This window comes from Arthrobacter sp. NPDC056886 (genome assembly GCF_042788715.1).
GTDB lineage: Bacteria > Actinomycetota > Actinomycetes > Actinomycetales > Micrococcaceae > Arthrobacter.
Genome location: NZ_JBHUBT010000001.1, coordinates 55,633 through 79,612, shown reverse-complemented (window position 1 = coordinate 79,612; position 23,980 = coordinate 55,633). Strand labels below are relative to the sequence as shown.

The 23,980-nt window shown below is 67.3% G+C and carries 22 protein-coding genes; 13 read left to right on the top strand and 9 right to left on the bottom strand.

Annotation, left to right across the window (positions count from 1 at the left end):
* The first annotated feature begins 46 nt into the window (after window positions 1-46).
* From ACFRJ8_RS00390 to ACFRJ8_RS00375, 4 genes are all read left to right on the top strand, one after another.
* Window positions 47-2,038 (top strand): PTS mannitol transporter subunit IICBA, encoded by a 1,992-nt coding sequence (locus tag ACFRJ8_RS00390; RefSeq protein ID WP_377984187.1) that lies wholly within the window; start codon window positions 47-49, stop codon window positions 2,036-2,038.
* Window positions 2,038-3,186, top strand: coding sequence for a mannitol-1-phosphate 5-dehydrogenase (locus ACFRJ8_RS00385; protein ID WP_377984186.1), 1,149 nt, complete (start codon window positions 2,038-2,040; stop codon window positions 3,184-3,186). Before ACFRJ8_RS00390 ends, ACFRJ8_RS00385 begins: the two co-directional genes overlap by 1 nt.
* Before the next feature lie 193 nt (window positions 3,187-3,379).
* Window positions 3,380-3,865 carry a MarR family winged helix-turn-helix transcriptional regulator gene (locus ACFRJ8_RS00380; protein WP_377984185.1) on the top strand — a complete coding sequence of 162 codons (486 nt, stop codon included), beginning with the start codon at window positions 3,380-3,382 and terminating at the stop codon, window positions 3,863-3,865.
* A 38-nt stretch (window positions 3,866-3,903) separates the two neighbouring features.
* Window positions 3,904-5,130 (top strand): MFS transporter, encoded by a 1,227-nt coding sequence (locus ACFRJ8_RS00375; protein ID WP_377984184.1) that lies wholly within the window; start codon window positions 3,904-3,906, stop codon window positions 5,128-5,130.
* A 116-nt stretch (window positions 5,131-5,246) separates the two neighbouring features.
* Here the strand turns inward: ACFRJ8_RS00375 and ACFRJ8_RS00370 are convergent, their stop codons facing one another.
* The 4 genes from ACFRJ8_RS00370 to ACFRJ8_RS00355 all read right to left on the bottom strand — a co-directional run bounded on the left by ACFRJ8_RS00370 (window position 5,247) and on the right by ACFRJ8_RS00355 (window position 10,387).
* A complete protein-coding gene (locus ACFRJ8_RS00370; protein WP_377984183.1) occupies window positions 5,247-6,698 on the bottom strand; it encodes a sugar porter family MFS transporter in 1,452 nt (483 codons plus the stop codon).
* A 310-nt stretch (window positions 6,699-7,008) separates the two neighbouring features.
* Window positions 7,009-8,667 (bottom strand): MDR family MFS transporter, encoded by a 1,659-nt coding sequence (locus ACFRJ8_RS00365; protein WP_377984182.1) that lies wholly within the window; start codon window positions 8,665-8,667, stop codon window positions 7,009-7,011.
* Window positions 8,668-8,770: 103 nt separating this feature from the next.
* Window positions 8,771-9,247 (bottom strand): ribonuclease E activity regulator RraA, encoded by a 477-nt coding sequence (gene rraA / locus ACFRJ8_RS00360; protein ID WP_377984181.1) that lies wholly within the window; start codon window positions 9,245-9,247, stop codon window positions 8,771-8,773.
* Window positions 9,248-9,331: 84 nt separating this feature from the next.
* Entirely contained in the window at window positions 9,332-10,387 is a 1,056-nt protein-coding gene (locus ACFRJ8_RS00355) for a thermonuclease family protein (RefSeq protein ID WP_377984180.1), read from the bottom strand.
* Between the two features lie 236 nt (window positions 10,388-10,623).
* Between ACFRJ8_RS00355 and ACFRJ8_RS00350 the strand changes: the two genes are divergently transcribed.
* From ACFRJ8_RS00350 to ACFRJ8_RS00325, 6 genes are all read left to right on the top strand, one after another.
* Window positions 10,624-11,904, top strand: coding sequence for an MFS transporter (locus ACFRJ8_RS00350; RefSeq protein ID WP_377984179.1), 1,281 nt, complete (start codon window positions 10,624-10,626; stop codon window positions 11,902-11,904).
* Window positions 11,905-12,086: 182 nt separating this feature from the next.
* Window positions 12,087-12,644: a helix-turn-helix domain-containing protein gene (locus tag ACFRJ8_RS00345; protein WP_377984178.1), complete on the top strand. Its 558-nt coding sequence runs from the start codon at window positions 12,087-12,089 to the stop codon at window positions 12,642-12,644.
* Window positions 12,645-12,948: 304 nt separating this feature from the next.
* On the top strand, window positions 12,949-14,142 hold the full coding sequence (locus ACFRJ8_RS00340; protein ID WP_377984668.1) for an NADP-dependent malic enzyme: 1,194 nt from the start codon (window positions 12,949-12,951) through the stop codon (window positions 14,140-14,142).
* 119 nt (window positions 14,143-14,261) lie between these two features.
* Window positions 14,262-14,762 (top strand): DUF456 domain-containing protein, encoded by a 501-nt coding sequence (locus ACFRJ8_RS00335; RefSeq protein ID WP_277528057.1) that lies wholly within the window; start codon window positions 14,262-14,264, stop codon window positions 14,760-14,762.
* A gap of 33 nt (window positions 14,763-14,795) precedes the next feature.
* Window positions 14,796-15,890 (top strand): hypothetical protein, encoded by a 1,095-nt coding sequence (locus ACFRJ8_RS00330; RefSeq protein WP_377984177.1) that lies wholly within the window; start codon window positions 14,796-14,798, stop codon window positions 15,888-15,890.
* 81 nt (window positions 15,891-15,971) lie between these two features.
* A complete protein-coding gene (locus ACFRJ8_RS00325) occupies window positions 15,972-16,328 on the top strand; it encodes a nuclear transport factor 2 family protein (RefSeq protein ID WP_277528055.1) in 357 nt (118 codons plus the stop codon).
* Window positions 16,329-16,343: 15 nt separating this feature from the next.
* Here ACFRJ8_RS00325 and ACFRJ8_RS00320 read toward each other — a convergent pair whose 3' ends face one another.
* Window positions 16,344-17,006, bottom strand: a complete 663-nt coding sequence (locus ACFRJ8_RS00320) for a LysE family translocator (RefSeq protein WP_377984176.1) — start codon at window positions 17,004-17,006, stop codon at window positions 16,344-16,346.
* A gap of 118 nt (window positions 17,007-17,124) precedes the next feature.
* Here ACFRJ8_RS00320 and ACFRJ8_RS00315 point away from each other — a divergent pair, with 118 nt between their 5' ends.
* Window positions 17,125-17,580, top strand: coding sequence for an Lrp/AsnC family transcriptional regulator (locus ACFRJ8_RS00315; RefSeq protein WP_377984175.1), 456 nt, complete (start codon window positions 17,125-17,127; stop codon window positions 17,578-17,580).
* Between the two features lie 60 nt (window positions 17,581-17,640).
* Here the strand turns inward: ACFRJ8_RS00315 and ACFRJ8_RS00310 are convergent, their stop codons facing one another.
* Complete coding sequence (locus ACFRJ8_RS00310) at window positions 17,641-18,099, bottom strand: Lrp/AsnC family transcriptional regulator (RefSeq protein ID WP_377984667.1); 459 nt, start codon at window positions 18,097-18,099, stop codon at window positions 17,641-17,643.
* Between the two features lie 338 nt (window positions 18,100-18,437).
* Between ACFRJ8_RS00310 and gluQRS the strand changes: the two genes are divergently transcribed.
* A complete protein-coding gene (gene gluQRS, locus ACFRJ8_RS00305) occupies window positions 18,438-19,373 on the top strand; it encodes a tRNA glutamyl-Q(34) synthetase GluQRS (RefSeq protein ID WP_377984174.1) in 936 nt (311 codons plus the stop codon).
* A gap of 9 nt (window positions 19,374-19,382) precedes the next feature.
* A complete protein-coding gene (locus ACFRJ8_RS00300) occupies window positions 19,383-20,051 on the top strand; it encodes an HD domain-containing protein (RefSeq protein ID WP_377984173.1) in 669 nt (222 codons plus the stop codon).
* A 110-nt stretch (window positions 20,052-20,161) separates the two neighbouring features.
* Here the strand turns inward: ACFRJ8_RS00300 and ACFRJ8_RS00295 are convergent, their stop codons facing one another.
* The 3 genes from ACFRJ8_RS00295 to ACFRJ8_RS00285 all read right to left on the bottom strand — a co-directional run bounded on the left by ACFRJ8_RS00295 (window position 20,162) and on the right by ACFRJ8_RS00285 (window position 23,968).
* Entirely contained in the window at window positions 20,162-20,782 is a 621-nt protein-coding gene (locus tag ACFRJ8_RS00295) for a hypothetical protein (protein ID WP_377984172.1), read from the bottom strand.
* 130 nt (window positions 20,783-20,912) lie between these two features.
* Window positions 20,913-22,229 carry an ATP-binding protein gene (locus tag ACFRJ8_RS00290; RefSeq protein ID WP_377984171.1) on the bottom strand — a complete coding sequence of 439 codons (1,317 nt, stop codon included), beginning with the start codon at window positions 22,227-22,229 and terminating at the stop codon, window positions 20,913-20,915.
* 128 nt (window positions 22,230-22,357) lie between these two features.
* Entirely contained in the window at window positions 22,358-23,968 is a 1,611-nt protein-coding gene (locus tag ACFRJ8_RS00285) for an amino acid permease (protein WP_377984170.1), read from the bottom strand.
* Window positions 23,969-23,980 lie beyond the last annotated feature (12 nt).

Here is a 23,980-nt window from a genome sequence, read left to right as displayed (position 1 = left end):
ATCGGACCATCCTGCAAAGCAGCGGGAACGACGGTTAGGAACTCACATGGCAACAGATACAGTTGCGAAACCAAAGACCAGCGTGCGGGTGCACGTCCAGAAATTCGGGACGTTCCTGTCCGGCATGATCATGCCCAACATCGGCGCGTTCATCGCCTGGGGCTTCATCACGGCGCTCTTCATCCCGGCGGGCTTCTTCCCCAATGCGGAGCTCGGCAAGCTCGTTGGGCCGATGATCACGTACCTGCTCCCGCTCCTGATCGGCTACACCGGTGGCCGGATGGTCTACGGCGTGCGTGGCGGCGTGGTCGGTGCCGTGGCCACGATGGGTGTGATCGTCGGTACTGACATCCCCATGTTCATCGGCGCCATGATCCTGGGCCCGCTCACCGCGTGGCTGATGATGAAGGCGGACAAGATCTGGGAAGGCCGGGTCAAGCCCGGCTTCGAAATGCTGATCGACAACTTCTCGGCCGGCATCCTGGCCGCTGCCATGGCGGTCGTCGGCATGCTGGTGGTCGGCCCTATCGTGAAGGCATTCAGCAACGGCGCCAGCGCCGTGGTCGAATTCCTTGTGGTGAACGGCCTGCTGCCCTTTACCAGCATCTTCATCGAGCCCGCCAAAGTCCTGTTCCTGAACAACGCCGTCAACCACGGCATTCTCACCCCGCTCGGCACCCAGCAAGCGCTCGAGCAGGGCAAGTCCATCCTGTTCCTGCTCGAAGCCAACCCCGGTCCCGGCTTCGGCGTCCTGCTGGCCTACTCGTTCTTCGGCAAGGGTCTGGCCAAGGCGTCGGCGCCTGGCGCGGCAGTGATCCAGTTCATCGGCGGCATCCACGAGATCTACTTCCCGTACGTCCTGATGAAGCCGATGATGATCTTCGCCGCAATCGGCGGCGGCATGACAGGCATCTTCACCCTGGTGGTCACCGGCGCCGGCCTCCGGTCCCCGGCTGCCCCAGGCAGCATCATCGCTGTCTACGCCTCCACCGCACGCGACAGCTACGTCGGCGTGACCCTCTCGGTGCTGTTCGCCACCACGGTGTCCTTCCTCATCGGATCGGTGATCCTGAAGGCCAGCAAGGCACCCGCGGAGGACGATCTCGGCGAGGCCACGCACCGGATGGAGGCCCTGAAGGGCAAGAAGAGCTCGGTTTCCGCGGCCCTGATCGGTGAGGGCGTGGGCCCCAGCGGCGTCGCCGTCCTCGCGACCCCGATCAAGAACATCGTCTTTGCGTGCGACGCCGGAATGGGCTCCAGCGCGATGGGCGCGTCCGTGCTCCGCAACAAGATCAAGGCGGCCGGTTTCCCGGACGTCAAGGTCACCAACTCCGCAATCGCCAACCTCAGCGACACGTTCGACGTCGTCATCACCCACCAGGACCTGACCGAGCGGGCCAAGCCCGCGACCGCCAGCGCCGTGCATGTCTCCGTGGACAACTTCATGAACAGCCCGCGGTACGACGAGATCGTGGAACTGGTCAAGGCCAGCAATACGGAAGCAGATGCGACAGCGGCTGGCACCGCGGGAGCGGTCCCAGCCGCGGCCGCTGTCGCCGCGCCGGAGGCCCCCGCGGAGGCCGAGCCGGACGCCGATACTGGTCCCGCAGGGATCCTGGTGGCCGAAAGCGTCATCCTCAACGGCACCGCCACCACGCGGGACGCCGCGATCGATGAGGCCGGGCAGCTCCTGCTGGACCGCGGCGCCGTCGACTCCGGCTACATTGACGCCATGCACGAACGCGAGGAATCCGTCTCCACGTACATGGGCAGCTTCCTTGCGATCCCGCACGGCACCAACGCCGCGAAGGACCACATCATGAAGTCCGCGGTATCGGTGATCCGCTACCCGAACGGCATCGACTGGAACGGCAAGGAAGTGAAGTTCGTGGTCGGCGTGGCCGGCGTCAACAACGAACACCTGCACATCCTGTCCTCGATCGCCAAGGTCTTCACCAACAAGGCCCAGGTGGCCCAGCTCGAGGCGGCCACCACGGTTGACGAAGTGCTGGCCCTGTTCGGAAAGGTCAACTCCTAGTGAAGGCTGTTCATTTCGGAGCCGGAAACATCGGGCGCGGATTCGTGGGCCTGCTGCTGCACGAGGCCGGGTATGAGGTGGTGTTCGCCGACGTCGCGGACGCCCTCATCACCCAGCTGGCCGCCGCGGACAGCTACCAGGTCCACGAAGTGGGAGAGAACCCCGCCGTCCGCACCATCGACAACTTCCGTGCGCTGAACTCCGGCACCCAGGAAGCCGACGTCGTCGCGGAAATCGCGACGGCGGACATCGTCACCACCGCCGTCGGGCCGCACATCCTGAAGTTTGTGGCGCCTGTGATCGCCAAGGGGATCACGGCCCGCGCCCCCGGGCTGCCGCCGCTACAGGTGATGGCGTGTGAGAACGCGATCAACGCGACCGACATCCTCAAGTCCGAAGTTGCTGCCCAGTGGGATCCGGCCGCCGGGTCCCTGGACGCTGCCGCCGTGTTTGCCAACACGGCAGTAGATCGGATCGTGCCCAACCAGGAGGCCGGGCAGGGCCTGGACGTCACGGTGGAGACGTTCTATGAGTGGGTGATCGACCGTACCCCCTTCACCGGGCAGGCGCCGGTGATCCCGGGCGCGACCTTCGTGGACGACCTGGAGCCGTACATCGAACGGAAGCTGTTCACCGTCAACACGGGCCACGCGGCGGCGGCCTACTTCGGCTTCGAGGCCGGCCTGGGCAAGATTTCCGAGGCCATGGCCGATCAGGACGTCGCGGCTGACGTGCGCGCCGTCCTGGACGAAACCAAGGAGCTGCTGGTGGCCAAGCACGGCTTCAACCGCGGGGATCAGGAGGCGTACGTGGAGAAGATCCTGGGCCGCTTCTCCAACCCGCACCTACCGGACACCGTCAACCGGGTGGGCCGTGCCCCGCTGCGCAAACTCAGCCGGCACGAACGCTTCATCGGCCCCGCTGCCGAGCTGGCCGAGCGCGGAATTGTCCCCGAGGCGCTGCTCGGGGCGATCGCCGCGGCCCTGCGCTTCAACGATCCGGCCGACACCGAGGCCGTGGAGCTGGCGAAAATCCTCTCCGCGTCCACGCCGGACGAGGCCACGGAGACGATCACCGGCCTCGCAGCGGACCACCCGCTGTTCGCCGCGGTCTCCTCACTCATCGAGGAAGCCAAGGCCGTCGTCTGACTAACGCCCTAGCTGGGCCGGCGCCGCAACTCACGCGAGTTCCGGCGCCGGCGTGTTTAAGCCGTGTTTAACCCGTCACCCGCCCGTTGCGCTATCACTCTCGGTTGCTATTCGCCGGGTTTAGCCACCCAGAGTGATAGGGCAACGCGATATTCCTTGCCATTAGGTAGCCTAAATGTTAGGCTACCTAACTATGACGTCAAGTGAACCGGCTGACCCCGGCCTTCTCGCCCTCGCCCAGGATTTCCGCGAGGCTCTCCGCCACAGCATCTATCTCGTCCGCCGTCTCGACGCCGACGGCGAACTCAGCGCCGCCCAGCTCAGCACGCTCAAGATGCTGATGGACGCCGCACCCGCAACCGGGGGCAGTGCTTCCTCCGCCAGCGGAGTGCGGGTGGGCGAAATCGCCCGGAACCTCGGCGTCAAAGTGCCCAGCGCCACCGAGCAGATCATCAAGCTCGAGCGGGCCGGCCTCGCCCGCCGGGAACCGGACCCCAGCGACTCCCGCGCCGTCCGCGTGACCCTTACGGAAGCCGGCCTCGCCGCCGTCGCCTCCGCCAACGAGCGCCGCAACGCCGTCATGGCCGGCATCCTCTCGTCCCTCCCGGACGATGACCGCGCCGCCCTCGCCGCCGCCCTTCCGGTCATCGGCCGGATCAACGCGACGCTCCAGGCCTGACCCTCAACCGAAATTCCCATCATTTAGGAGCCCCTCCCATGCACGGCCACCCCGCCGACACCCTGCCGGCAGCCGAAGTTACCCTCGAGGCCGAGAAGGCCTCGCTACTCAAACAGCCCAAGGCGGTGTGGGCGACGGCCCTCGCGGCGGTGTTCGCCTTCATGGGCATCGGGCTGGTGGACCCCATCCTGCCGGCGATCGCCAAGAACCTGGACGCCTCCCCGAGCCAGGTGTCGCTGCTCTTTACGAGCTATTTCCTGGTGACCGCGGTCGCCATGCTCATCACCGGTTACGTCTCCTCCCGGATCGGCGGGAAGCGGACGCTGCTGATCGGACTGGCGGTGATCGTCGTGTTCGCCTCGCTGTCTGGCACCTCGGGCAGCGTGGCTGAACTCATCGGTTTCCGGGCCGGCTGGGGACTGGGCAACGCACTGTTCGTGGCCACGGCGCTGGCGGTGATTGTCGGCGTCGCAAGCGGCGGGGCCGGCACAGCGATCATCCTGTACGAGGCCGCCCTCGGCCTGGGGATTTCCCTCGGTCCGCTTCTGGGTGCGCTGCTGGGCGGCTGGCAGTGGCGTGCCCCGTTCTTCGGCACGGCCGTGCTGATGGCCTCCGCCTTCATCGCTCTCATTGCCTTGCTGCCCAAGACCGCGCTGCCCGAGCGGAAAGTCCGGCTCCGTGATCCGCTGCTTGCCCTCGGCCACAAGGGACTGCGGACGACGGCGGCCAGCGGCCTGTTCTACAACTACGGCTTCTTCACCGTCCTCGCCTTCACGCCCTTCATCCTGGGCATGGACGCCTATGGGATCGGCGGGGTGTTCTTCGGCTGGGGCGTCGCGGTCGCCGTCTTCTCGGTCTTTGCCGCCCCCTTGCTGCAGAACCGCTTCGGAGCCGTCCGGGTGCTCATCGGCACCCTGGTCCTGCTGATGCTGGACCTTGTGGGACTGGGCCTGTCCGCCGGGCACTCGGTGCCCGCCGTCGTGGTCCTCGTGGTGATTTCCGGGGCACTCCTGGGGGTCAACAACACCATCTACACTGAGCTGGCCATGGGCGTTTCGGATTCGCCGCGGCCGGTGGCGTCCGCCGGCTACAACTTCGTGCGCTGGATGGGCGGCGCCCTGGCACCCTTTGCCGCCGCGCAGCTGGGCGAGCACTTCGGCCCGCAGGTGCCCTTCTTCGCCGGCGCGCTGGCCATGGTGGCCGCGATTGCCGTCGTCTTCGGCGGGCGCCGCTACCTCACGGCGCACGAGCCGCACGTGGTGTAGCAACGCTGGCTCCGTGCAGAATCCGCAGTGACCAAGGACGCCCATGCTTCCGAGGAAGCATGGGCGTTCTCTGTCGTGCCGCTGGGTGCAGCGGCGGCCTCACGCGGCGCGCCGGATCAGGCCTTGGCGGACTCTTTCGCGGAACCCTTGGGCACGAACAGGGTTTCGGCCTGTTCCAGGGACATGCCGTTGGTCTCCGGCACCTTGAACATGACGAAGAAGAACGATGCCGCCGCGAACAGCGCGTACATGGCGTACGTCAGCGGCAGCGAGGCCGCGGCCATGACGGGAAAGCTCAGGGTGATGGCGAAGTTGGCTATCCACTGCGCGGCCGCGGCCAGGCCCAGGGCGCGGGCACGGATGCGGGACGGGAAGATCTCGCCCAGCAGCACCCACACCAGGGGGCCCCAGGAGGCGCCGAAGCTAATGACGAACACGTTGGCGGCGACCAGCGCGGCCGGACCCCACGCGCCGGGCAGCGAGATCGCGTCCCCGGACCCGGTGGCCGAGCTGAAGGCCAGGGCCATGGTGCCGAGCGAGAGTGCCATGCCGATGGAGCCGGCCAGCATGATGGGGCGGCGCCCGATCCGGTCCACGAGGGCGATCGCCACGAGCGTCACCAGGATGTTGGTGATGGCGGTGGCCACGGAGATGGTGAGCGAATCCTTTTCCTGGAAGCCCACGGCCTTCCATAGGGTGGTGGAGTAGTAGAAGATCACGTTGATGCCGACGAACTGCTGCAGCACGGACAGGATGATGCCGATCCAGACCACCGGCTGCAGGCCCAGGGCCTTGCCGCGCAGGGAACCCTTCTGGCCGGCGAGCTTGTCCTCGTCGATGGCCGTCTTGATGTCGCGCAGGTGCCGGTCCGAGTCCTCGTCCGGGGCGATCGTCTTGAAGACCTTGAGGGCTTCCTCGTTCTTGCCCTGGAAGACCAGGAACCGCGGCGATTCGGGCAGGGTGAAGGCGATCCAGCCGTAGACCACCGCGGGGACGGCGGCGGCCATGAACATCCAGCGCCAAGCTTCCAGTCCGAACCAGAGGGCCTGGTCCGCGCCGCCGGCCGACGTCGCGAACACGGCGTCGGAGAGGAGGGCGGCGAAGATGCCGGTGGTGATCGCCAGCTGCTGCAGCGAGGCCAGGCGGCCCCGGACGTGGCGGGGGGAGATCTCCGAAATGTAGGCCGGCGCGATCACCGAGGCCAGGCCGATGCCGAGCCCGCCCACCAGGCGCCAGAAGATCAGGTCCCAGACGCCGAACGCGAACCCGGTGCCGATGGCGCTGACCAGGAACAGCAGCGCGCCCAGCTTCATGGCCGGGATCCGGCCGTAGCGGTCGGCGACCTTGCCGGCCAGGTAGGCGCCGGCCGCGCAGCCGAGGAGGGCCACGGCGACGGCGAAGCCGGTCACGGCCTCGCTGAGGGCGAACTCGTCCTTGATCGCGTCGACGGCGCCGTTGACGACGGAGGAGTCAAAGCCGAAGAGGAAGCCGCCGACGGCGCCCGCCACGGCCAGCCAAATGACCCGTTTCGGGATCTTGGCTGCGGTCTGGTCCTGGGTGATGGTCATACGGCTCCCTTGGCAGTTCGCGTTCCACGGCCTTCGCCGCAGCTACCCAGTCTTACACCCGAGCCGGCGTGCCGCCTGTCACAACCGCCGGAAAGTGAGACGAAACATACACTTTGCGCACGCCGTCGGCCGGGCCGGCCGGACCGGAAACCGCAGCCGTCACGCACGGCAGGGTTCCGGCGTCGGGCCCCTTTCCGGAGCCCGGTTTGACTGCAGACGACAACGGCAGGCAGTCCAAAGACTGCCTGCCGTGACGTGCTGCCTGCCGCTACGTGGAACTGCCGTGAAATGAACCGGCCGGAGGAACGCCCTAGTGGGCGGCGGCCGCAACTGCCTCTTTGGCAGCCGCCTTCGGGTCCGTGAGTTTCTTGTTGGGCAGGGCGAAGGTGATTAGGAAGGCGATGCCGGTGAGCACGGCGGCTGTGAGCATGACGGCGTCGATCGACTGCGCGAAGCCCTCGGTGATGGGGCGGGTCAGCGTCGAGTTGGCGGTGTGCAGCCAGCTGGTGTCGTTCAGTGAATCGTTGCTGGCACCGTTCTTGAAGAACTCGTAGAGCTTGGCGTTGGCGGGATCGGCGGCCACGGCCGGATCCTTGAGCACCTTGAGGTAAGCGGCATTCTGCGCGGCGTCCTTCATGCCCGCGGCGATCTTGTCCGCCGCGAGGCTGAAGAGCATCGAGATGAACACGGCCGTCCCCACCGCGCCTCCCATGGAGCGGAAGAACGCGGCGGAGGAGGTGCCCACGCCCATGTCCTTCGACGGGACGGAGACCTGCATGGCCAGCGTCAGCGGCTGCATGCAGAAGCCTAGGCCCAGGCCGAAGAAGACGGCGATGGCGCCCGGGACCCACAGCGGCGTGTCGGCACCGAGGGACAGGCCCATCACGACGGCGGCAACGGTCAGGACCGCCGTGCCCAGGATCGGGAAGATCCGGTACGTGCCCGAGGCCGAGATGGTCCGGCCGGCCGTGATGGAGCCGGTGAGGATGCCCACCGTGAAGGTGATCATCATGAGGCCGGCCTCGGTGGGCGTCAGGCCCTTGACCAGCTGCAGGTACATCGGCAGCATCGCGATGGCGCCGAACATGCCGATGCCGATGATGAAGTTCAGCAGCGAGGACAGGCCGAACGTGATGTTCTGGAACAGCCGGAGCGGGATCAGGGCGTAGTCGCCGGCGCGCCGTTCGGCCAGCAGGAACCCGATGATGCCCACGACGCCCAGGCCGTAGCAGAGGTAGGAGTTGGCGGAGCTCCAGCCCCAGCTGCGGCCCTGTTCGGCGACGAGGAGGAGCGGGACGATCGCCAGCGTGATGGCGGCCGCGCCCCAGTAGTCGATCTTCTGCTTCACGTGCTTGGCCGGGAGGTGCAGGTACATGAACACCACCGCGAGGGCGGCGAGGCCGATCGGCAGGTTAATGAGGAAGACCCAGCGCCAGCCGTCGATTCCGAGGATGGTCTCGGTGCCGGCGAAGGCGCCGCCGATCACCGGGCCCAGGACCGAGGAGATGCCGAAGACCGACATGAAGTAGCCCTGGTACTTGGCGCGGTCCTTGAGTGCCACGATGTCGCCGATGATGGTCAGGGCGAGGGCCAGGAGGCCGCCGGCGCCCATGCCCTGGATGCCGCGGGCAATGGCGAGCTCGGTCATGGAGTGGACCGATCCTGCGTAGAGAGAGCCAGCGAGGAAGATCAGGATGGCGATGAGGTACAGCGGACGGCGACCGAAGATGTCGCTGAGCTTGCCGTAGAGCGGGGTGCTCACCGTGGAGGTGATGAGGTACGCGGTGGTGGCCCAGGCCTGCAGGGAAAGGCCGTCGAGGTCGTTGGCGATCGTGTAGATCGAGGTGGACACGATCGTCTGGTCCAGCGAAGACAGGAACATGCCGAGCATGAGTCCCACCATGACGGTGATGGTCTGACGGTGGGTCAGGACCTCTCCTGCGGCGCGCACGGAGGTGGTTTTGGACATGACTGCTCCAAGGTGAAGTGTGGGGATCAAGCGGATAGTTGCTTTCAGTAACTATGTTACTGGCTCAAATGTTCCCGCCACTACCTCGGGCAGAAGAAAGTCGTCAGCGTTCGACCAAGATTCCGTCCGGATCGCACCAGATCATCGCACCCGGGCGGATGGCCACGCCGTCGATCTCCAGCGGAACGTCGATGGCACCGGTGCCTTCCTTGGCGCTCTTGCGCGGGTTGCTGCCCAGCGCCTTGACCCCCAGCGGCAGCCCCGCGATAGCGAGCCGGTCCCGGATGGCGCCGTTGATCACGACGCCGGCCCAGCCGTTCGCGACGGCGCTCGCCGCAATCATGTCCCCCATGAGTGCCGTGCGGAGGGAGCCGGCGCCGTCCACCACCAGCACGGAGCCGTTGCCGGGGGTGGCCAATACGGTCTTGACCAGCGCGTTGTCCTCGAAGCATCGAATGGTCCGGACCGGCCCGCTGAAGTGCGACTGGCCGCCGAGGGACTGGAACTGTACGGCCAGGGAGCTGAGCTCGTCGCCGCGCTCATCGTAGAGGTCGGCGGTGTTGATGCTGGATGCGGTCACGGTTACTCCTTCTGGGTTGGCAGAGTTTTTCACGATCGAGGCTCTCACATTTGGTCCAGATCTCCCGTGTCCCTGGAACTAGGGCTACCGTTTGCTGCACGGCCTCCAGGACTTGCCGCCCGGGGCATAACAACGGGGGCCTGTGTATCCCGGATACGGGTTCGGCGCTGGGGCGGGGGGAACATAAGCGGGTGGTACATAGGCGGGCGGGACGTACGGGGCAGGTGCCGGGGGCACGTAGGGTGCCGGCGCGGGCGGCAGGTTGCGGATTCGCTCGGCCTCGGCGGCAGCTGCCGCTGCGGCAGCAGCCTCGGCGGCCTGGCGGGCGGCTGCGGCGGCGGCTGCGTCCGCTTCTGCTTTTGCGAGTTCCTTCTTCTTCGCGCCAATGGCGGTCTGCCTGGCAGCTCCAGCCGTAGCCGCCGAATCCAGCCGGTTCACCATCGCCGCCACCTGCGACGTCCTGTAGGCGGCCCAGTGGACGCTGTCCTTGGCTTTTGACGCTGCTTTGAGCGCGGCGACCGTTGCGAGGGCGGTGACCAGCCCGGCGTGGCCCCGGTCCAGCTCGGACGCGGAAGCGGAAAGGGGCGCGGCGGCGAGGGTCTCAACAGCCAGAGTCGCCTTTGCGACCTGCTGGGACGGCAGGCACGCGACGCTCGAGGAGTTCAGCCCCACACCCCGAGTGCGAGCCTCGTCGAAGGCCGCAACAACCGGTGGGTAAAACTTCTTGTTGGGTTCGAACAGGACGGGAACCCCGAGTCCCAGCCGAGCGACCTCGGCGTTGACCAGCTTTCCGGCTGAGTCGAAAACTCCCGCCAGCGTGCGTCCGTATTTATCCAAAGGCTCGACGTCCAGTTCGAGCCTGACTTTGGCTCCGACGGGCAGAAGCTGTTCGAGGCCTTTGGTCGCCTCGGGACCCATGCATTCGACGGGCGCGTTGGGGTCCTTGGTCTCTGGAGTGTCGACATTCAGGAGCCTGACAGTCTTATCTTCACCGTCTATCGAGGCCTTGAATGTGTCGCCGTCGATGACACGTACCACTATGGCCTCAGCTCCGCCGGAGCCGGAGGCTTCGCTCGGGGCAGGGTTCCCCTCTGCTGCCGGGCTGGAGTTACAGCCACTGAGCGCCATGAGTGCTGCCATGGCGATCCCCACGGCCTTCGTTCGGGCAAGACCGCCCGGTATTGGTGACAACAAAAGATATTCCCCCACGGAACGAGTGATGATGAACTTCTCCATAGTTGGAGGTTCAACGATGACCTTACTGTGCCGGAATGTAAATGCGTGGTTCCGGCACATTGGGTCCAGATCGGCCGAGTCCCGATAGTCTGGCCCCACACAGATCATCAGCCTGCGTCGCCAGTTCCGGGGGGAACCACATGAGCTTGTCCGACCTACCGAGCCCAGCTCCGACGTCGGCGGCGCTCGCCGAACCGGAGCAGCGAGTCCGCCCGGTCTGGACCGCGGGCGTGGTCCTGGTGAACCTCGGCATCAACGCGGCGTTCTTCGGCCCGATCCAGGTGCTGCTAGGACAACAGGCGGCGGCGTTCAGCGAAGGGGACAAAGAAGCCATCCTGGCCCTCGTGACCGGGGCAGGCGCGGCCGTGTCCCTCGTGGCCAACCCCCTGTTCGGCGCCTTCAGCGACCGCACCACCTCCCGGCTGGGCCGGCGCGTGCCGTGGGTGCTGTTCGGGGCGGTCCTTGGCGCCGCAGCCCTTATCGCGCTGGCCGGTGCGCCCAACGTCGCCGTCATGACGCTGCTCTGGTGCCTCGTGCAGGCCGGCTGCAACGGCGCCTACGCCGCCATCACCGCCGCCATCCCGGACCGCGTACCGGTCCCGCAGCGCGGCACGGTGGGCGGACTGGCCGCCATGGGCCAGACGGTCGGGATCCTCCTCGGCGCGGTGATCGCCGCCGCCGTCACGGGAAACTTCGCCGCCGGATACCTGGTGTGCGCCGTGGCGCTGCTGGCCGGCGTCGTGCTCTATTACTTCAAGAACGACGACGTTCCGCTGCCCGCGCAGGCCCGTCCGGCGTTCAGCCTGTCCGGCTTTGCGCGGGGCTTTTGGATCTCCCCGGCCCGCTACCCGGATTTCGCCTGGGCCTGGCTGACGCGGCTGCTGGTGAACATCGGCAACCACATGGTCACCCTCTACCTGCTGTTCTTCCTCCACGACGCCGTCCGGGTCCGCGAAACCCAAGGCATCGAGCCCGAGTTTGGTGTCCTGATCCTTACGGGCCTGTATGCGGTCATGGTGATCATCACCAGCGTGATCGGCGGCCGGCTGAGCGACCGGATGGGCCGCCGGAAGCCTCTGGTCATCATCTCTTCCGCGGTGATCGCCGCGGCCTCCCTCATTCTTGCGTTTGCGCCCACCTGGCCCGGCGCCCTGATCGGCGCGTCGGTGCTGGGCATCGGCTTCGGCTGCTATCTGGCGGTGGACTTCGCCCTCATCACCCAGGTGCTGCCCACCGCGCTGAACCGGGGCAAGGATCTGGGCGTCATCAACATCGCCAACTCGCTGCCGCAAGTGCTCGCCCCGCTTATTGCCTTTCCCTTCGTGACGCTCTGGGGAGGGTACGTTTCGCTGTATGTGGCCGCCGCCGTGATCGGGCTCCTCGGCGCCGTGTTCGTGGTGAAGATCAAGGGCGTGGACTGAGCCACGCACGTCCCATTTAGGGGGCTTCCGGGGCCCCGGCGGCCTGGCCGGGCGCCGGGTTTCGTGGCGTATAGTGGACGGCAATTGCCGCGGCAGCGCGGTGGGCGGATGGCGCCCGGCTGCCGAGAAAAACGACCCCCGGAACGCTGCTGATGCCTGATTTTCACTCAGATCTTCCACCGATGGCCCCTCCTCCCACTCTGCCCCGGCAGCGGCTCCGTTATGTGCGGATCCTTGACGTTGCGGCGGGGTTTGCCCGCAAGGGGCTGGACTCCGTGGTCCTTTCCGAGGTGGCGGCCAAGGCGGATGTGCCGCTGGGGACGCTGTACCGCTATTTCCCCTCCTCCACCCAGCTGGTCCTGGCGCTGTACCGCAAGCAACTGGGCGAACTCCTCGCGGGGAGCTCGCCCGAGGTTGGAAAGGTAACGGCCCAGGCCCTCGCGGGAGTGGTGATGGAGATCTTCCACATGCGCCTGATGCAGCCCGCCGTGGAGCAGGCCCTCAACCGCGCGGTCTACGTCAAGGACACCGACACCACGCGGCTGCTCCGCGAGATCGATGCGACGGCCGAGAAAGCAGTGACGTCAGCGTGCGACGACGGCGCAGTTGCCCGGGTCCTGCTGCTGACGGTTACGGGACTTGTCCAGGCCGTCCGCTGCCGCCGGCTGTCCCTCTTCGAGGCCGAAGAAGACCTGAAGAAGGCCTGCTCACTCCTGCAAAGAGCCCCGCAGGCCGCGTAACCGGTCTAGACCAGAGACCCGAATATAACCGTCTCACGCGTGATCCGGATCACTTAACATCTTGGGGAAACGTTTCACCACGGCGCAACCGGGCTCGTGCGCGGCGCAACCGGCAGGGTCCCTTGTTTACGATTGCTGGACCGGATACCGCTGACGCCAGCAAAACCGGGGGCTCCACCGGCGACCGCCACCTCTGGTCGCCGCAGCCCCCGCCAGACCAACTCAAGCAGCCTTGCTTGAGCTTCCATGAGCCGTGCGCCCACGGTGAGTCCCAGGAGACAACGACGTGTCCACTGAAACGATCATTCCCGCCGATTCCACCTCCCCGGCTGAGGCAGTAGCCGTGCTCAGCGACGAGGAAATCTTCGCATCCCACGAGGGCGGCAAGCTTTCGATTTCCAGCACCGTCCCCCTCGCCAGCAAGCGCGACCTCTCCATCGCCTACACGCCCGGCGTCGCCCAGGTCAGCCGCGCCATCCATGCCAATCCGGAGCTCGCCAAGACGCTCACGTGGGCCCAGCGCCTCGTAGTGGTGGTCAGCGACGGCACGGCCGTGCTGGGCCTGGGCAACATCGGCGCCAGCGCCTCGCTGCCCGTGATGGAGGGCAAGTCCGCGCTCTTCAAGGCCTTCGGAGAACTCGACTCCATCCCGCTGGTCCTCAACACCACCGACGTCGACGAAATCATCGAGACACTTGTCCGGCTCCGCCCCAGCTTCGGCGCCGTCAACCTGGAGGACATCGCCGCGCCCCGCTGCTTCGAACTCGAGGAGAAGCTCATCGAGGCACTGGACTGCCCGGTCATGCACGATGACCAGCACGGCACCGCCGTCGTGGTCCTCGCCGCCCTGACCAATGCCGCCAAGGTGACCGGCCGGCCGCTCGACAGCCTGCGCGTGGTGGTCTCCGGGGCAGGGGCGGCCGGGATCGCCGTCGCCGAAATCCTGCTGACGGCCGGAATCGGCGACGTCGTCCTGCTGGACTCCCGCGGCACCATCAGCAAGGACCGCGCGGACATCGCCGCCGATCCGGCAAGCAAGAAGGCCCAGCTCGCCGCCCGCAGCAACCCGCGCGGCGTGGCCGGCGGCCCGGGAGAGGCGCTTCTCGGCGCCGACGTGTTCGTCGGTGTCTCCTCCGCCAAGCTGGACGAGGAGCACTTGAAGCTGATGAACCACAGCTCGATCGTGTTCGCCCTGTCCAACCCGGACCCGGAAGTCCTCCCGGAGGTCGCAAGCAAGTACGCGGCCGTGGTGGCCACCGGACGCAGCGACTTCCCGAACCAGATCAACAACGTCCTTGCCTTCCCCGGAATCTTCCGCGGCGCCCTCGACGCCGGCGCCCGCCGGATCACGCCCGCCATGAAGCTCGCCGCGGCCCGGGCCATCGCAGAACTGGCCGAGGACGATCTTTCCGCGGACTACATTGTGCCCAGCCCGCTGGACCCTCGCGTGGCCCCGGCCGTCTCCGCTGCGGTGGCCGCGGCGGTCGAAGCCGAGTAGATCCGCGACACACTGCGGCCCACAGTGACGGCGGCGCTGCCCTCGGGGGAGCGCCGCCGTTGGTGGGCCTAGTGGGGATCCGTCCTCCGCCTGGGCTGCCCGCCGCCTAGACTGGGCCCATGAACCCCGAGACCCTGGTGACTGTGCTCTGCGGCCTCGCCATCCTGGTGGGCGTGGCCGGTACCATCATTCCCGTCCTGCCCGGCAGCATCCTGATCGGGGCGAGCCTGCTTGCCTGGGCCCTGTGGGGCGGCGCCGGAACCACCGGCTGGGTGGTCTTTGGGATCGGACTCGTGTTCGTCCTGGCCGGCATGGCCGCCAGCGCCGTCCTGACCGGCCGGAAGCTCAAAGAGCACAGCATACCGAGCCGTTCCGTGGTGGTGGGCCTGGTGCTGGGCGTGGCCGGTATGTTCATCATCCCCGTGGTGGGGCTCTTCGTGGGCTTTGCCGCCGGTCTCCTGCTCAGCGAGCTGCAGCGCACCCGCGTGCTCGGCACGGCGGTGGCCTCGAGCTGGGCCGCCCTGAAGGCCACGGGTTTTGGCATGATCGTGGAGTTCGGGCTCGCCTGCCTCGCCGCGAGCACCTGGGTGATCGGCCTCTGGGTGGCCGCAGCCGCCTAGCAGCGGCCTGCCGGTGGCTACTACCATGGGGGCATGAGCGCCGGACGTGGCGAATCCGCCCCCCGCATTCCCGACGGCCACATTCCCATCGGCCGGATCCCCGACGCCCAAATTCCCGTCGACCGGATCCCCGACACCCAAATTCCCGTCGACCCAATTCCGGACGAGCCCCGCAGGCCGTACACGGACACCCGCGACCTGACGCCCTTCCGCAAGCCTGTGGTCCGGACACCGGTCCGCGGTCTGGCCGGAAACGTGGGCTCCCTGATGACCGGACTCATCGCAGGCCGGGCCCCCGGCACGCTGGCCGCCGAGGGCGGCGTGCCACGGCTGGGCAGGGTAGGAGGCCGGGCGTCCGCCAAGAGGATGAAAGCCGTGCACTCCGCCGTCTTCGGCAGCACCGACCCGGACCGCCTGATCACCCTGGCCCGCGCCTACCCCGGCTGGGCCGGAGTCTGCTACCTCATGGCCGGGCTGCTGGCCTACTCCCACGGGGGTCATCTGCGCGCGTCCGAGCTCCTGCAGCATGGCCTGAGCCTGCGGAACGACCAGGACGCCAACCGCTACGCCGCTGTGTACCTGGCCGGCGTCGTCACGAGGGTGGAGGTGGCGGAGCGGATCGAGGTTCCGGTGCTGTTCAGTGAGGAGGCCGTGTTCCTGGCCCTGTCCCATTCCCTGCGCGAGACCGGCCAGACGGAGGCGGCGCTCGCGGCGCTTGCCGGCCTGCCGCCGTCGCTGCCTCTGGCCCTGGCCCGCTGTTCGCTTGAGGCCGAGCTGGGACGCGACGCTGACGTGGTGGCGGAGACCGAGGGGCTGCTGAACGCGGACGATCTCGCCGCCGCGCTGTTGCTGGTCCGGGCCCGGTCCCTGCGCAGGCTCGGAGCCTACACCGCTTCCCGATCAGCACTGCAGGAAGTCCTGCGGCGCAGGAAGACAGACTTCACCCTCCGAAGCGACGCGCTGACGGACACTGCCCTGCTCCTCCTGGACGCGGGCCGCAAGACCCTCGGGGCCCGGGAATGGCAGCGCCACAAACCGGCACAGCTGGAGGCCGTGAAGGCCATCCGCAAGGACGCGGAAATGCACGAACTCTGGGACCGCGAATACGGCCGCACTGACGACCACTGAGTGTTTTTCACGCCCGATCGCGGCCAAATACACGTATCGACTACTCTTGCGGGCCCCTGTGGCGGGGAGTACAACCGAGGCATGAGAGATGCGGTGGAGCGCTGGATGCAGCACTACATCACGGCGTGGACAACGAACGATCCGGAGGACATCCGGGCCCTGTTTACCGAGGACGCCATCTATGCCACCAGCCCGCAGGAAGCCGAACCGTGGCAGGGACGGGACGACATCGTCGAGCACTGGCTGGCGGGGCGGGATGAGCCGGATGACTGGACGTTTGAGTGGAAGCTGCTGGGGGTCGACGGCGGCCGGGCCTTTGTGCAGGGCCTGACGACCTACCGGGGAAACAGCCGAAGCTATGACAACCTGTGGGTCATCCAGTTGACCGCGGACGGCCGCGCGTCGTCCTTCACCGAGTGGTACATGCAGCGCAAGTAGCCGGGAATCCCGCTCTCAGCCGCGGTTCAGCGCTGCGCTGACGGCGGGCACGATCTGTTCGGCGAGCAGCAGGGCGCCCAGAACCAGCATGATGATCCCGCTGGCCAGTGTCACCTGACGCGCTGCGCCCGGCCTGGCCTGCAGCAGTTTCCGCGCCAGGAGTGCCACGCAACTGTAGATGACGCCCACGAGCAGGACGAAAGTCAGCCCCAGCAGTCCCGACTGGACCGGGACCGGCAGCGCCGCGTCAGGGCTGACGAACTGCGGCACCAGGGCCACGAAGAACAGCAGGCCCTTGGGGTTGATCCCACTGATGCCCATGCCCTGGAGGAAGATCCGGAACTGGCTTGCGGGCGCGGCCGGACCGGGGGCCGCCGCGCCGGTGCCGAAGCTGGCCCCGCGCCAGGACCGCAAGGTGCTGAAGCCCAGCCAGAGCAGGTAGAGGGCGCCCGCGGCCGTCAGCCAGCCGAGCACGCCGGGCATTCCGGCCAGCAGTGCCGCCAGTCCCAGCACCAACAGGGCCGTGTGGAGGGCGTAGCCGCCGCAGAGCCCGGCGACGGCGGGCGCGAAGCTGCGCTTCCTCAGCCCAGCCGCGATCGAATAGGCCCAGTCGACGCCGGGGGTGCACGCCAGGGCGACGGCGACAACCAGGAAGGCGAGGAAAAGCTGGGGGTTCATGGCGGGCTCCAGGGGGTGCGGCACCCCGTAGCGGGTACAAAGAAAACTCTAGGCAAATTCGGCCCGAAAGTGTTCGCTTATTTACTGACGAATCAGCCCCTTCGGGTAAGATAATTGCGTGATTGACAATATTGACAGAAGTATTTTGCGCTACCTCCAATCGGACGGCCGGATGACTGCCACGGCCCTGGCGGCCAAGGTGGGGCTGACCGTGGCTCCGTGCCACCGCCGGCTGCGGGATCTAGAGGCGGCCGGGATCATCCGGGGCTACAGGGCGGACATCGATCCGGCCGCCGTGGGGCTCGGTTTCGAGGCGATCGTGTTCGTGACCCTGCGGCAGGTGGACCGTTCCACGATGGAGATCTTCGAGAGCCGGGTGGCCGACAATCCCAACATCGTGGAGGCCCAGCGGCTCTTCGGTTCGCCGGACTATCTACTCAAGGTCATCGCGGAGGACCTTCCGTCCTACCAGCGCTTCTATGACAGCGAACTGACCTCGCTGCCCGGCGTCGAACGCCTGACGTCAACACTGGTCATGAAGAACCTGAAAGCCAATACCGGGCCGCCGGTCTAAACCGTGACCGGGGGCGCCGGGGGAGGCCGGTCTCGGCAGAGCCGGTTCTCCACGGAGAGTTCAGGCGCCGAGCAGTCCCGTGGTCCGGTACGGAATGACTTCGCGCAGGAACATGCTCGTGGAGGTCCGGACGATGCCGGGGCACAGCCGGATTTCCTCGGACACGCGGTAGAGATCATCCGGGCTCCTGGCCACCACCCGGATCAGGAGATCGGTGTCGCCGGCCGGGGCATGGCATTCAAGTACTTCCGGGATGTTGCGCAGGGCAGCGATCGCCTCGTTGAGGTGGCTCTGGTCCAGTTCCGCGCTCACCGCGGCCGCCACGCCCCGGCCCAAGGCGGACGGCAGAACCCGGCTGCTGTTCGGGCGGAGCGCGCCCGACGCCGACATCCGCTCCAGGCGGGACTGGACTGTTCCGCGGGCCAGGCCCAGCTTCTGCGCCAGCACCATGACCGGCACGCGGGGATCTTCGTCCAGCGCGGCGAGGATCCGCCGGTCCGTCGCGTCGAGCTCCTGCAAAATGACCACTTCCTGTTCACTGTCCCGACTGAAGTTGATCAGATTGGCCACTCCCGCGTCGGTCCGTTGCACCAACTGTAGGGCTTCTGCTCAAATGGTGACAACAAAGGGAACGCGGCCACCTCCGCCATCCCGAAGGCTACGGACACCCCGGCACACCACCCGGGCCCCGGATGAGGCTCCCGCAAGGATCCCGCCGCTGATTGACTCTTGTTCACGCATCGTCACTCCGCACAACGCACCACCACGCGGCAAGAGCCCCTGAGCCACCGACGTCGGATTCCCCGAAGTCATCGGTAGCTGAGGGGCTCTTGTGCTGCTCCGCATAGGCTTGTCCCATGACCTCAGCTGGCCGCTTCGCCCCCAGTCCCTCCGGTGAACTGCACGTGGGCAACCTCCGGACGGCCATCCTGGCGTGGCTCTTCGCCCGGTCCACGGGGAGGCGGTTCCTGATGCGGGTGGAGGACCTGGACCGTGCCCGGGCCGGAGCCGAGGCTGAACAGCTTCGCGACCTTGCGGCGATCGGGGTGAGCTGGGACGGCGGCGTCGTGCGCCAGACGGACCGTGAGCACCTGTACGCCGAGGTGATTGCGCAGCTGACGGCGGCCGGCCTGACCTACGAGTGCTTTTGTACCCGCCGGGAAATCCAGGAGGCCCCGTCGGCGCCTCACGCTCCGCTGGGCGCCTACCCGGGGACGTGCCGGGACCTCACCGGCGCCGAGCGCGAGGCCAAACGGGCTACTCGACCGCCTGCCGTCCGGCTCCGTTCCGCCGTGGCGGAGGCGACGGTGCGCGACGCGCTTCACGGCACCTACACGGGGGTGGTGGACGACTTCGTGCTCCGGCGCAACGACGGCGTGACCGCCTACAACCTGGCCGTGGTGGTGGACGATGTCGCCCAGGGCATCGATCAGGTGGTCCGCGGCGACGATCTGCTGCCGTCCACGCCGCGCCAAGCGTATTTGGCATCCCTCCTGAATATGCCTGCTCCGGAATATGCGCATGTGCCGCTGGTACTGAACGCCGACGGCGCCCGGCTGGCCAAGCGCGACGGCGCAGTCACGCTCGCCGACCTGGCGCTGGCCGGCGTAAACGCGGACCAGGTCCGGAACACGCTGCTGGCATCCGTCGGACTCCCGCCCGGCCCTTTGGAATTTGCACTGGCCGTCTTCGACCCCGCAGCCCTGCCGCGCGAGCCTTGGGTGTGGCCCGGCATTCCCCGACCGGATCCGGGGACCGGCGGCCGGGCCCGAACGGACAGCCGCGGCGCGTAGGCTGGATTCATGACCGAGCCCGCACACCCCCAGCCCCGCTTCACTGTCGAGACAGCCAAGGTCCTGGCCGAGGTGGCCCACAACCGGCAGAAGGACAAGCTCAAGCGGCCCTACCGGGAGCATGTGCTCGCCGTCGGGGATGCCCTGGCGGACTTCGACGACGACATCCGGATCGCCGGGTACCTCCACGACATCGCCGAGGACACCCCGATGACGCGGCAGGCGCTGTTGGACATGGGCGTCTCCGAGCACGCCGTGGACATCATTGAACGGGTCACGAAGCGCCTGCATGAGAACCCGGACGACTACCAGGCCGGCATCCGGTACATCGCCGAGGACCACGACGCCACGCTGGTGAAGATTGCCGACAACGCGCACAATTCGCTTCCCGAACGGGTTAAAGCGCTGGCCGAAAAGTGGCCGGACAAACCCCCGGTCACCCGCTACGACGACGCCCGGCCGGTGCTCTACGCCGCCGTCCCCGTCGAGGAAACCCGGAAAATCCTGGCCCGGGTCAATCCGTGGCTGCTGAAGGAACTCGACGACATGCTCGACGAGGCGGACGACACCGACTACGAGAACCTCTCCTACGACGACCCGGCGGGTGATTCGGCGGCCGCAATCACGGCGGCCGCGCCGGGCGAGACCGCCAGCGAAATTGAGTCCGCCCGGGACTGAGCATGCGTGCCTACGTCCTCACGCGCTACGGCGGCGCAGGCGGCGTGGGAACACTCGCCGTCCAGCTCGCCAAGTATTTCGGGGCCGCCATGCCAAGGGCAAGATCGTCGTTACCCTCTAGGGCTCATCTGCCGGGAGCCCCACAGCAGCCAGATGTACACCAGATCAAAGATGCTGCAGAGAATCCCCACGCCCAGGATCAGCGGCGAATTGCCTTGCCAGCCGAAGGCGATGGTCGGCGCGAGCGTGCCGATCCATTTCGCCACGGCGATCAGCAGGGTCTGTCCCCGGCGCCCGCCGCGGGCAACGAACATCGCGATGAACAGCCCGGACATCAGCAGGTTTTGCAGGAAGGCCGCATAGCGGGCCGCGTCGTCCCAGCCGAACTCGGCGACGAACAGCAGCTGCACGGCGAAGGACGTGACGCCCAGCAGGACTGCCCAGCCGATGAACAGCCGCCGCGTCACCCAGCCCGGCAGCTCGGAACGGCCGAACCTCAAGAAGGTGTACACAATCACGACGTCGGCCAGTCCCCACGCAATGTTGAAGACGCCCTGCGCGGTAATTCCGGTCGCGATGGAGCGGGCGGAGTAGATGACCTCCCAGGCGAAGTTGAGCCCGAGCGCGGCGGCCGGAATCGCATAGGTCCTGTCCCTGAAGCCGATCCGGATCGCATCGACGTAGACAACTGTCCAGGCCAGGCCGCTCACAATCGTCAGAAACAGGGTCACGGTCTACTCCTTGTCGCCGCTGCCGCAGCCGGCGTGCGCCCAGTTCGCCGGTAGGGTTCGGAGTCGCCGGAACGTTACGGCGAATTCGCGCGCTTCCGGCGAGTTCGGTCAGTGAACCCGCCGCCGGCGCCTAGACGCGCCCCAAGGCGTCGATGTCCTCGAGGAAATCCTGGTGCACCTCGTCACTGACGGTCGTCCGGGTGTCGCGGATGGCATCGAGGTAGTCCTGGGTCGAGGGGCCCTTCCGGACCGCCTCGCGGACTGAAGCACTGCCACCGGACGCAGCACCGCCGTCGTCGTACACCGCCTTTTCCAGCGCCCGCTGGGAGGCGCTGCGGGCCGCGTACTCGATGTCCGCGGGGGAGAAGCCCTCGGTGCGGTCCACCAGGAGCTCGACGTCGACGTCGTCCACCACGGCGACGGGGATGAAGCGCTGCCACATGGCCTCGCGAGCCTGCCGGTCCGGCAGGCCGATCGGGATGACGTAATCGAACCGGCCGTGGCGCAGGAACGCCGAATCCAGGGCGCGGATGAAGTTGGTGGCGCAGACCAGGAGCCGGCCGGGCTGTTCGCGGAAGGCGGGGATGATCTTGAGGAGCTCGTTGGTGACGCCCTGCAGGGGAGAGGGCGGCTCGCCCGAGCGCTGCGCGGCGATCTCCTCGACCTCGTCGATGAAGACCACCGCGTGCTCCAGTTCGGCGATTTCCAGGAAGGTCTCGCGCAGCGCCCCGGCCAGCCCCTGCGGATCGGCGGCCAGCCGGGATGGGAAGACCTCCACGAACGGCCACTCCAGCCGGGACGCGATCGCCTTGGCAAACGTCGTCTTGCCGGTACCGGGCGGCCCAAAGAGGACCACGGCCCGCGGTGGCACCACGCCGTATTCGTCGGCGAGATCGGCCTCGGCGAGCGGAAGGACCAGCCGGCGTTCCAGGAGTTCTTTTTCGTTGCGCATGCCGGCCACGTTCTCCCACAGGTCGCGGGCCAGGATCCGGCCGCCCAGCAGGCTGAGCGGTTCCAGCTCCTGGCGCTGGACCGGGATTTTCCGCTCGAAGTAGCGCAGGTTCTTCTTCAGGGCGAAGCCGCGGCCCAGGAACGCCTCCACCCGGGTCTCGGACTCGGGCATCAGGGCCGAGAGCTTGTTGAGCCCGTGCGGGGCCATCCGGTTCTCGACCGCGGCCAGCAGGGAGGTGCCGATCCCGCGGCCCCGGAACTCGGGCAGTGTGGCCAGGAAAACGATCCAGCCCTGGTCATGGGCGGCCCGTCCGACGGCGGCGCCCACCACCTGCTCGCCGTGCACCGCGACGACGGCGTGGTCCTTTTCGCACGAGGCCAGGACCTCGGAGAGCGCGTAGACGGGCTCCACGTTCGATTCTTTGAGGGATTCCCAGAGGTGCAGGATGCCGTCGAGGTCCGCCGAATGAAAGTCCCTGATCCGCCAATTGGTCATGAAGTGTCTCCCGGATGGTTCGTCGCTGAGCCAGTGGGCGCCAGTATGGGCTCCTCTGCTGAGCATATGCGAACCATCCGGGCCGGGATGTTGCGCGGCGTTCCGTTACGCGGAGGATTACCGGGGTGTCACTCCAAATCCCCGCCGGCGCTGCCGTCAGTGCCGCGTACGTTCTTCCCTGCGGGGCGGTTGGCCACGAGCGGATACGGGCCGGTGAACCCGTCGCGGACTGCGGCGATTTCCAGGATCCTGTGCCGGCAGAGGCGCCAGCCGAGCATCAGGAGCGGGACGATGACCACGACGGAGGCGATGGTCCACGTTCCCACGGGCGAGTCGAATGCCATGAGGACCAGCACCGCCAGGAGGAAGGCCAGCGTGATCCAGCCCGTCACGGGCGCGCCCGGCATCCGGAACGCGGGCCGGCGCAGCTCCCCGCGGGCTGCGAGCCGGGCAAGCTGCATCTGGCACAGCACGATCATGGCCCAGGTGCTGATGATGCCCAGCGATGCAACGTTCAGGACGATCTCGAAGGCCTCGGCCGGGACTACGGCGTTCAGGATCACGCCCAGGACGGCCACGCCGGCAGTGAGGGCGATGCCGCCGTAGGGGACACCGGACTTGTTCATCCGGCCGGCGAACTTCGGCGCGGAACCCGAAACGGACATCGAGCGCATGATCCGGCCGGTGGAGTAGAGGCCCGCGTTGAGCGAGGACAGCGCCGCGGTAAGGACCACGAGGTTCATGATGGCGTCCACACCGTCCACCCCGATGGAGCCGAAGAACGTCACGAAGGGGCTTTCGCCGGCCTTGTAGGAGCTGTAGGGCAGCAGCAGGGAGAGCAGCACCAGCGAGCCGACGTAGAACACCGCGATGCGCACGATCACCGTGTTGATGGCCCGCGGCATGATCTTCTCCGGATTTTCGGTCTCGCCGGCGGCGGTGCCGATCAGCTCAATCGAGGCGTAGGCGAACACGACGCCCTGCATCACCACGATCGCCGGCAACAGGCCGTTGGGGAACATGCCGCCGTTGTCCGCGATCAGACTGAAGCCGACCTCCTGGCCGGCCACGGGCGTGCCGAAGATGACGAAGTAGATGCCCACGAGCAGGAAGGACACGAGGGCCACCACCTTGATGAGCGCGAACCAGAATTCAAGCTCGCCGAACACCTTGACGCTGATGAGGTTCAGGCCCAGGACCAGGATCAGGGCCGCCAAGGCCCATGCCCACTGCGGCACGTCCGCGATGGGCGCCCAGTACTTCTTGAAGAAGTTCATATACAGCGCGACGGCGGTGATGTCCACGATCGCCGTCATGGCCCAGTTCAGCCAGTACAGCCAGCCGGTGACAAACGCGGCCTTCTCGCCGAAGAATTCACGGGCGTAGGAGACGAAGGAGCCGGACGAGGGCCGGTGCATCACGAGTTCGCCGAGGGCGCGCAGGATCATGAAGGCGAAGAACCCGCAGACGGCATAGCTGATGATCAGGGCCGGTCCGGCGGTGGCGAGCCGGCCGCCGGCGCCCATGAACAGGCCGGTGCCGATGGCGCCGCCGATCGCGATCATCTGGACCTGCCGGGGTTTCAGGCCCTTGTGGTAGCCCTGGTCCTCGGCGTGGAGCGCGGCCCCGGAAGCATGGGCATGCGCCGGAATGGTGTGGTCGGAAACGGCGTCTTGTTGCTGGGTTGGCTGCTTTTGGGCTGGCAGTTCTTGGGCGCGGGCAGTATCGGGATGAGTCATGGGGTCCTTCGG

Coding starts and splice junctions, on each gene's coding strand:
- ACFRJ8_RS00380 (WP_377984185.1), top strand. CDS start 3,380: ATGACGTCAAGTGAACCGGCTGACCCCGGCCTTCTCGCCCTCGCCCAG.
- ACFRJ8_RS00355 (WP_377984180.1), bottom strand. CDS start 10,387: ATGGCAGCACTCATGGCGCTCAGTGGCTGTAACTCCAGCCCGGCAGCA.
- ACFRJ8_RS00290 (WP_377984171.1), bottom strand. CDS start 22,229: ATGACCAATTGGCGGATCAGGGACTTTCATTCGGCGGACCTCGACGGC.
- ACFRJ8_RS00365 (WP_377984182.1), bottom strand. CDS start 8,667: ATGTCCAAAACCACCTCCGTGCGCGCCGCAGGAGAGGTCCTGACCCAC.
- ACFRJ8_RS00285 (WP_377984170.1), bottom strand. CDS start 23,968: ATGACTCATCCCGATACTGCCCGCGCCCAAGAACTGCCAGCCCAAAAG.
- ACFRJ8_RS00390 (WP_377984187.1), top strand. CDS start 47: ATGGCAACAGATACAGTTGCGAAACCAAAGACCAGCGTGCGGGTGCAC.
- ACFRJ8_RS00375 (WP_377984184.1), top strand. CDS start 3,904: ATGCACGGCCACCCCGCCGACACCCTGCCGGCAGCCGAAGTTACCCTC.
- ACFRJ8_RS00335 (WP_277528057.1), top strand. CDS start 14,262: ATGAACCCCGAGACCCTGGTGACTGTGCTCTGCGGCCTCGCCATCCTG.
- ACFRJ8_RS00300 (WP_377984173.1), top strand. CDS start 19,383: ATGACCGAGCCCGCACACCCCCAGCCCCGCTTCACTGTCGAGACAGCC.
- ACFRJ8_RS00370 (WP_377984183.1), bottom strand. CDS start 6,698: ATGACCATCACCCAGGACCAGACCGCAGCCAAGATCCCGAAACGGGTC.
- ACFRJ8_RS00330 (WP_377984177.1), top strand. CDS start 14,796: ATGAGCGCCGGACGTGGCGAATCCGCCCCCCGCATTCCCGACGGCCAC.
- ACFRJ8_RS00320 (WP_377984176.1), bottom strand. CDS start 17,006: ATGAACCCCCAGCTTTTCCTCGCCTTCCTGGTTGTCGCCGTCGCCCTG.
- ACFRJ8_RS00345 (WP_377984178.1), top strand. CDS start 12,087: ATGGCCCCTCCTCCCACTCTGCCCCGGCAGCGGCTCCGTTATGTGCGG.
- ACFRJ8_RS00350 (WP_377984179.1), top strand. CDS start 10,624: ATGAGCTTGTCCGACCTACCGAGCCCAGCTCCGACGTCGGCGGCGCTC.
- gluQRS (WP_377984174.1), top strand. CDS start 18,438: ATGACCTCAGCTGGCCGCTTCGCCCCCAGTCCCTCCGGTGAACTGCAC.
- ACFRJ8_RS00325 (WP_277528055.1), top strand. CDS start 15,972: ATGAGAGATGCGGTGGAGCGCTGGATGCAGCACTACATCACGGCGTGG.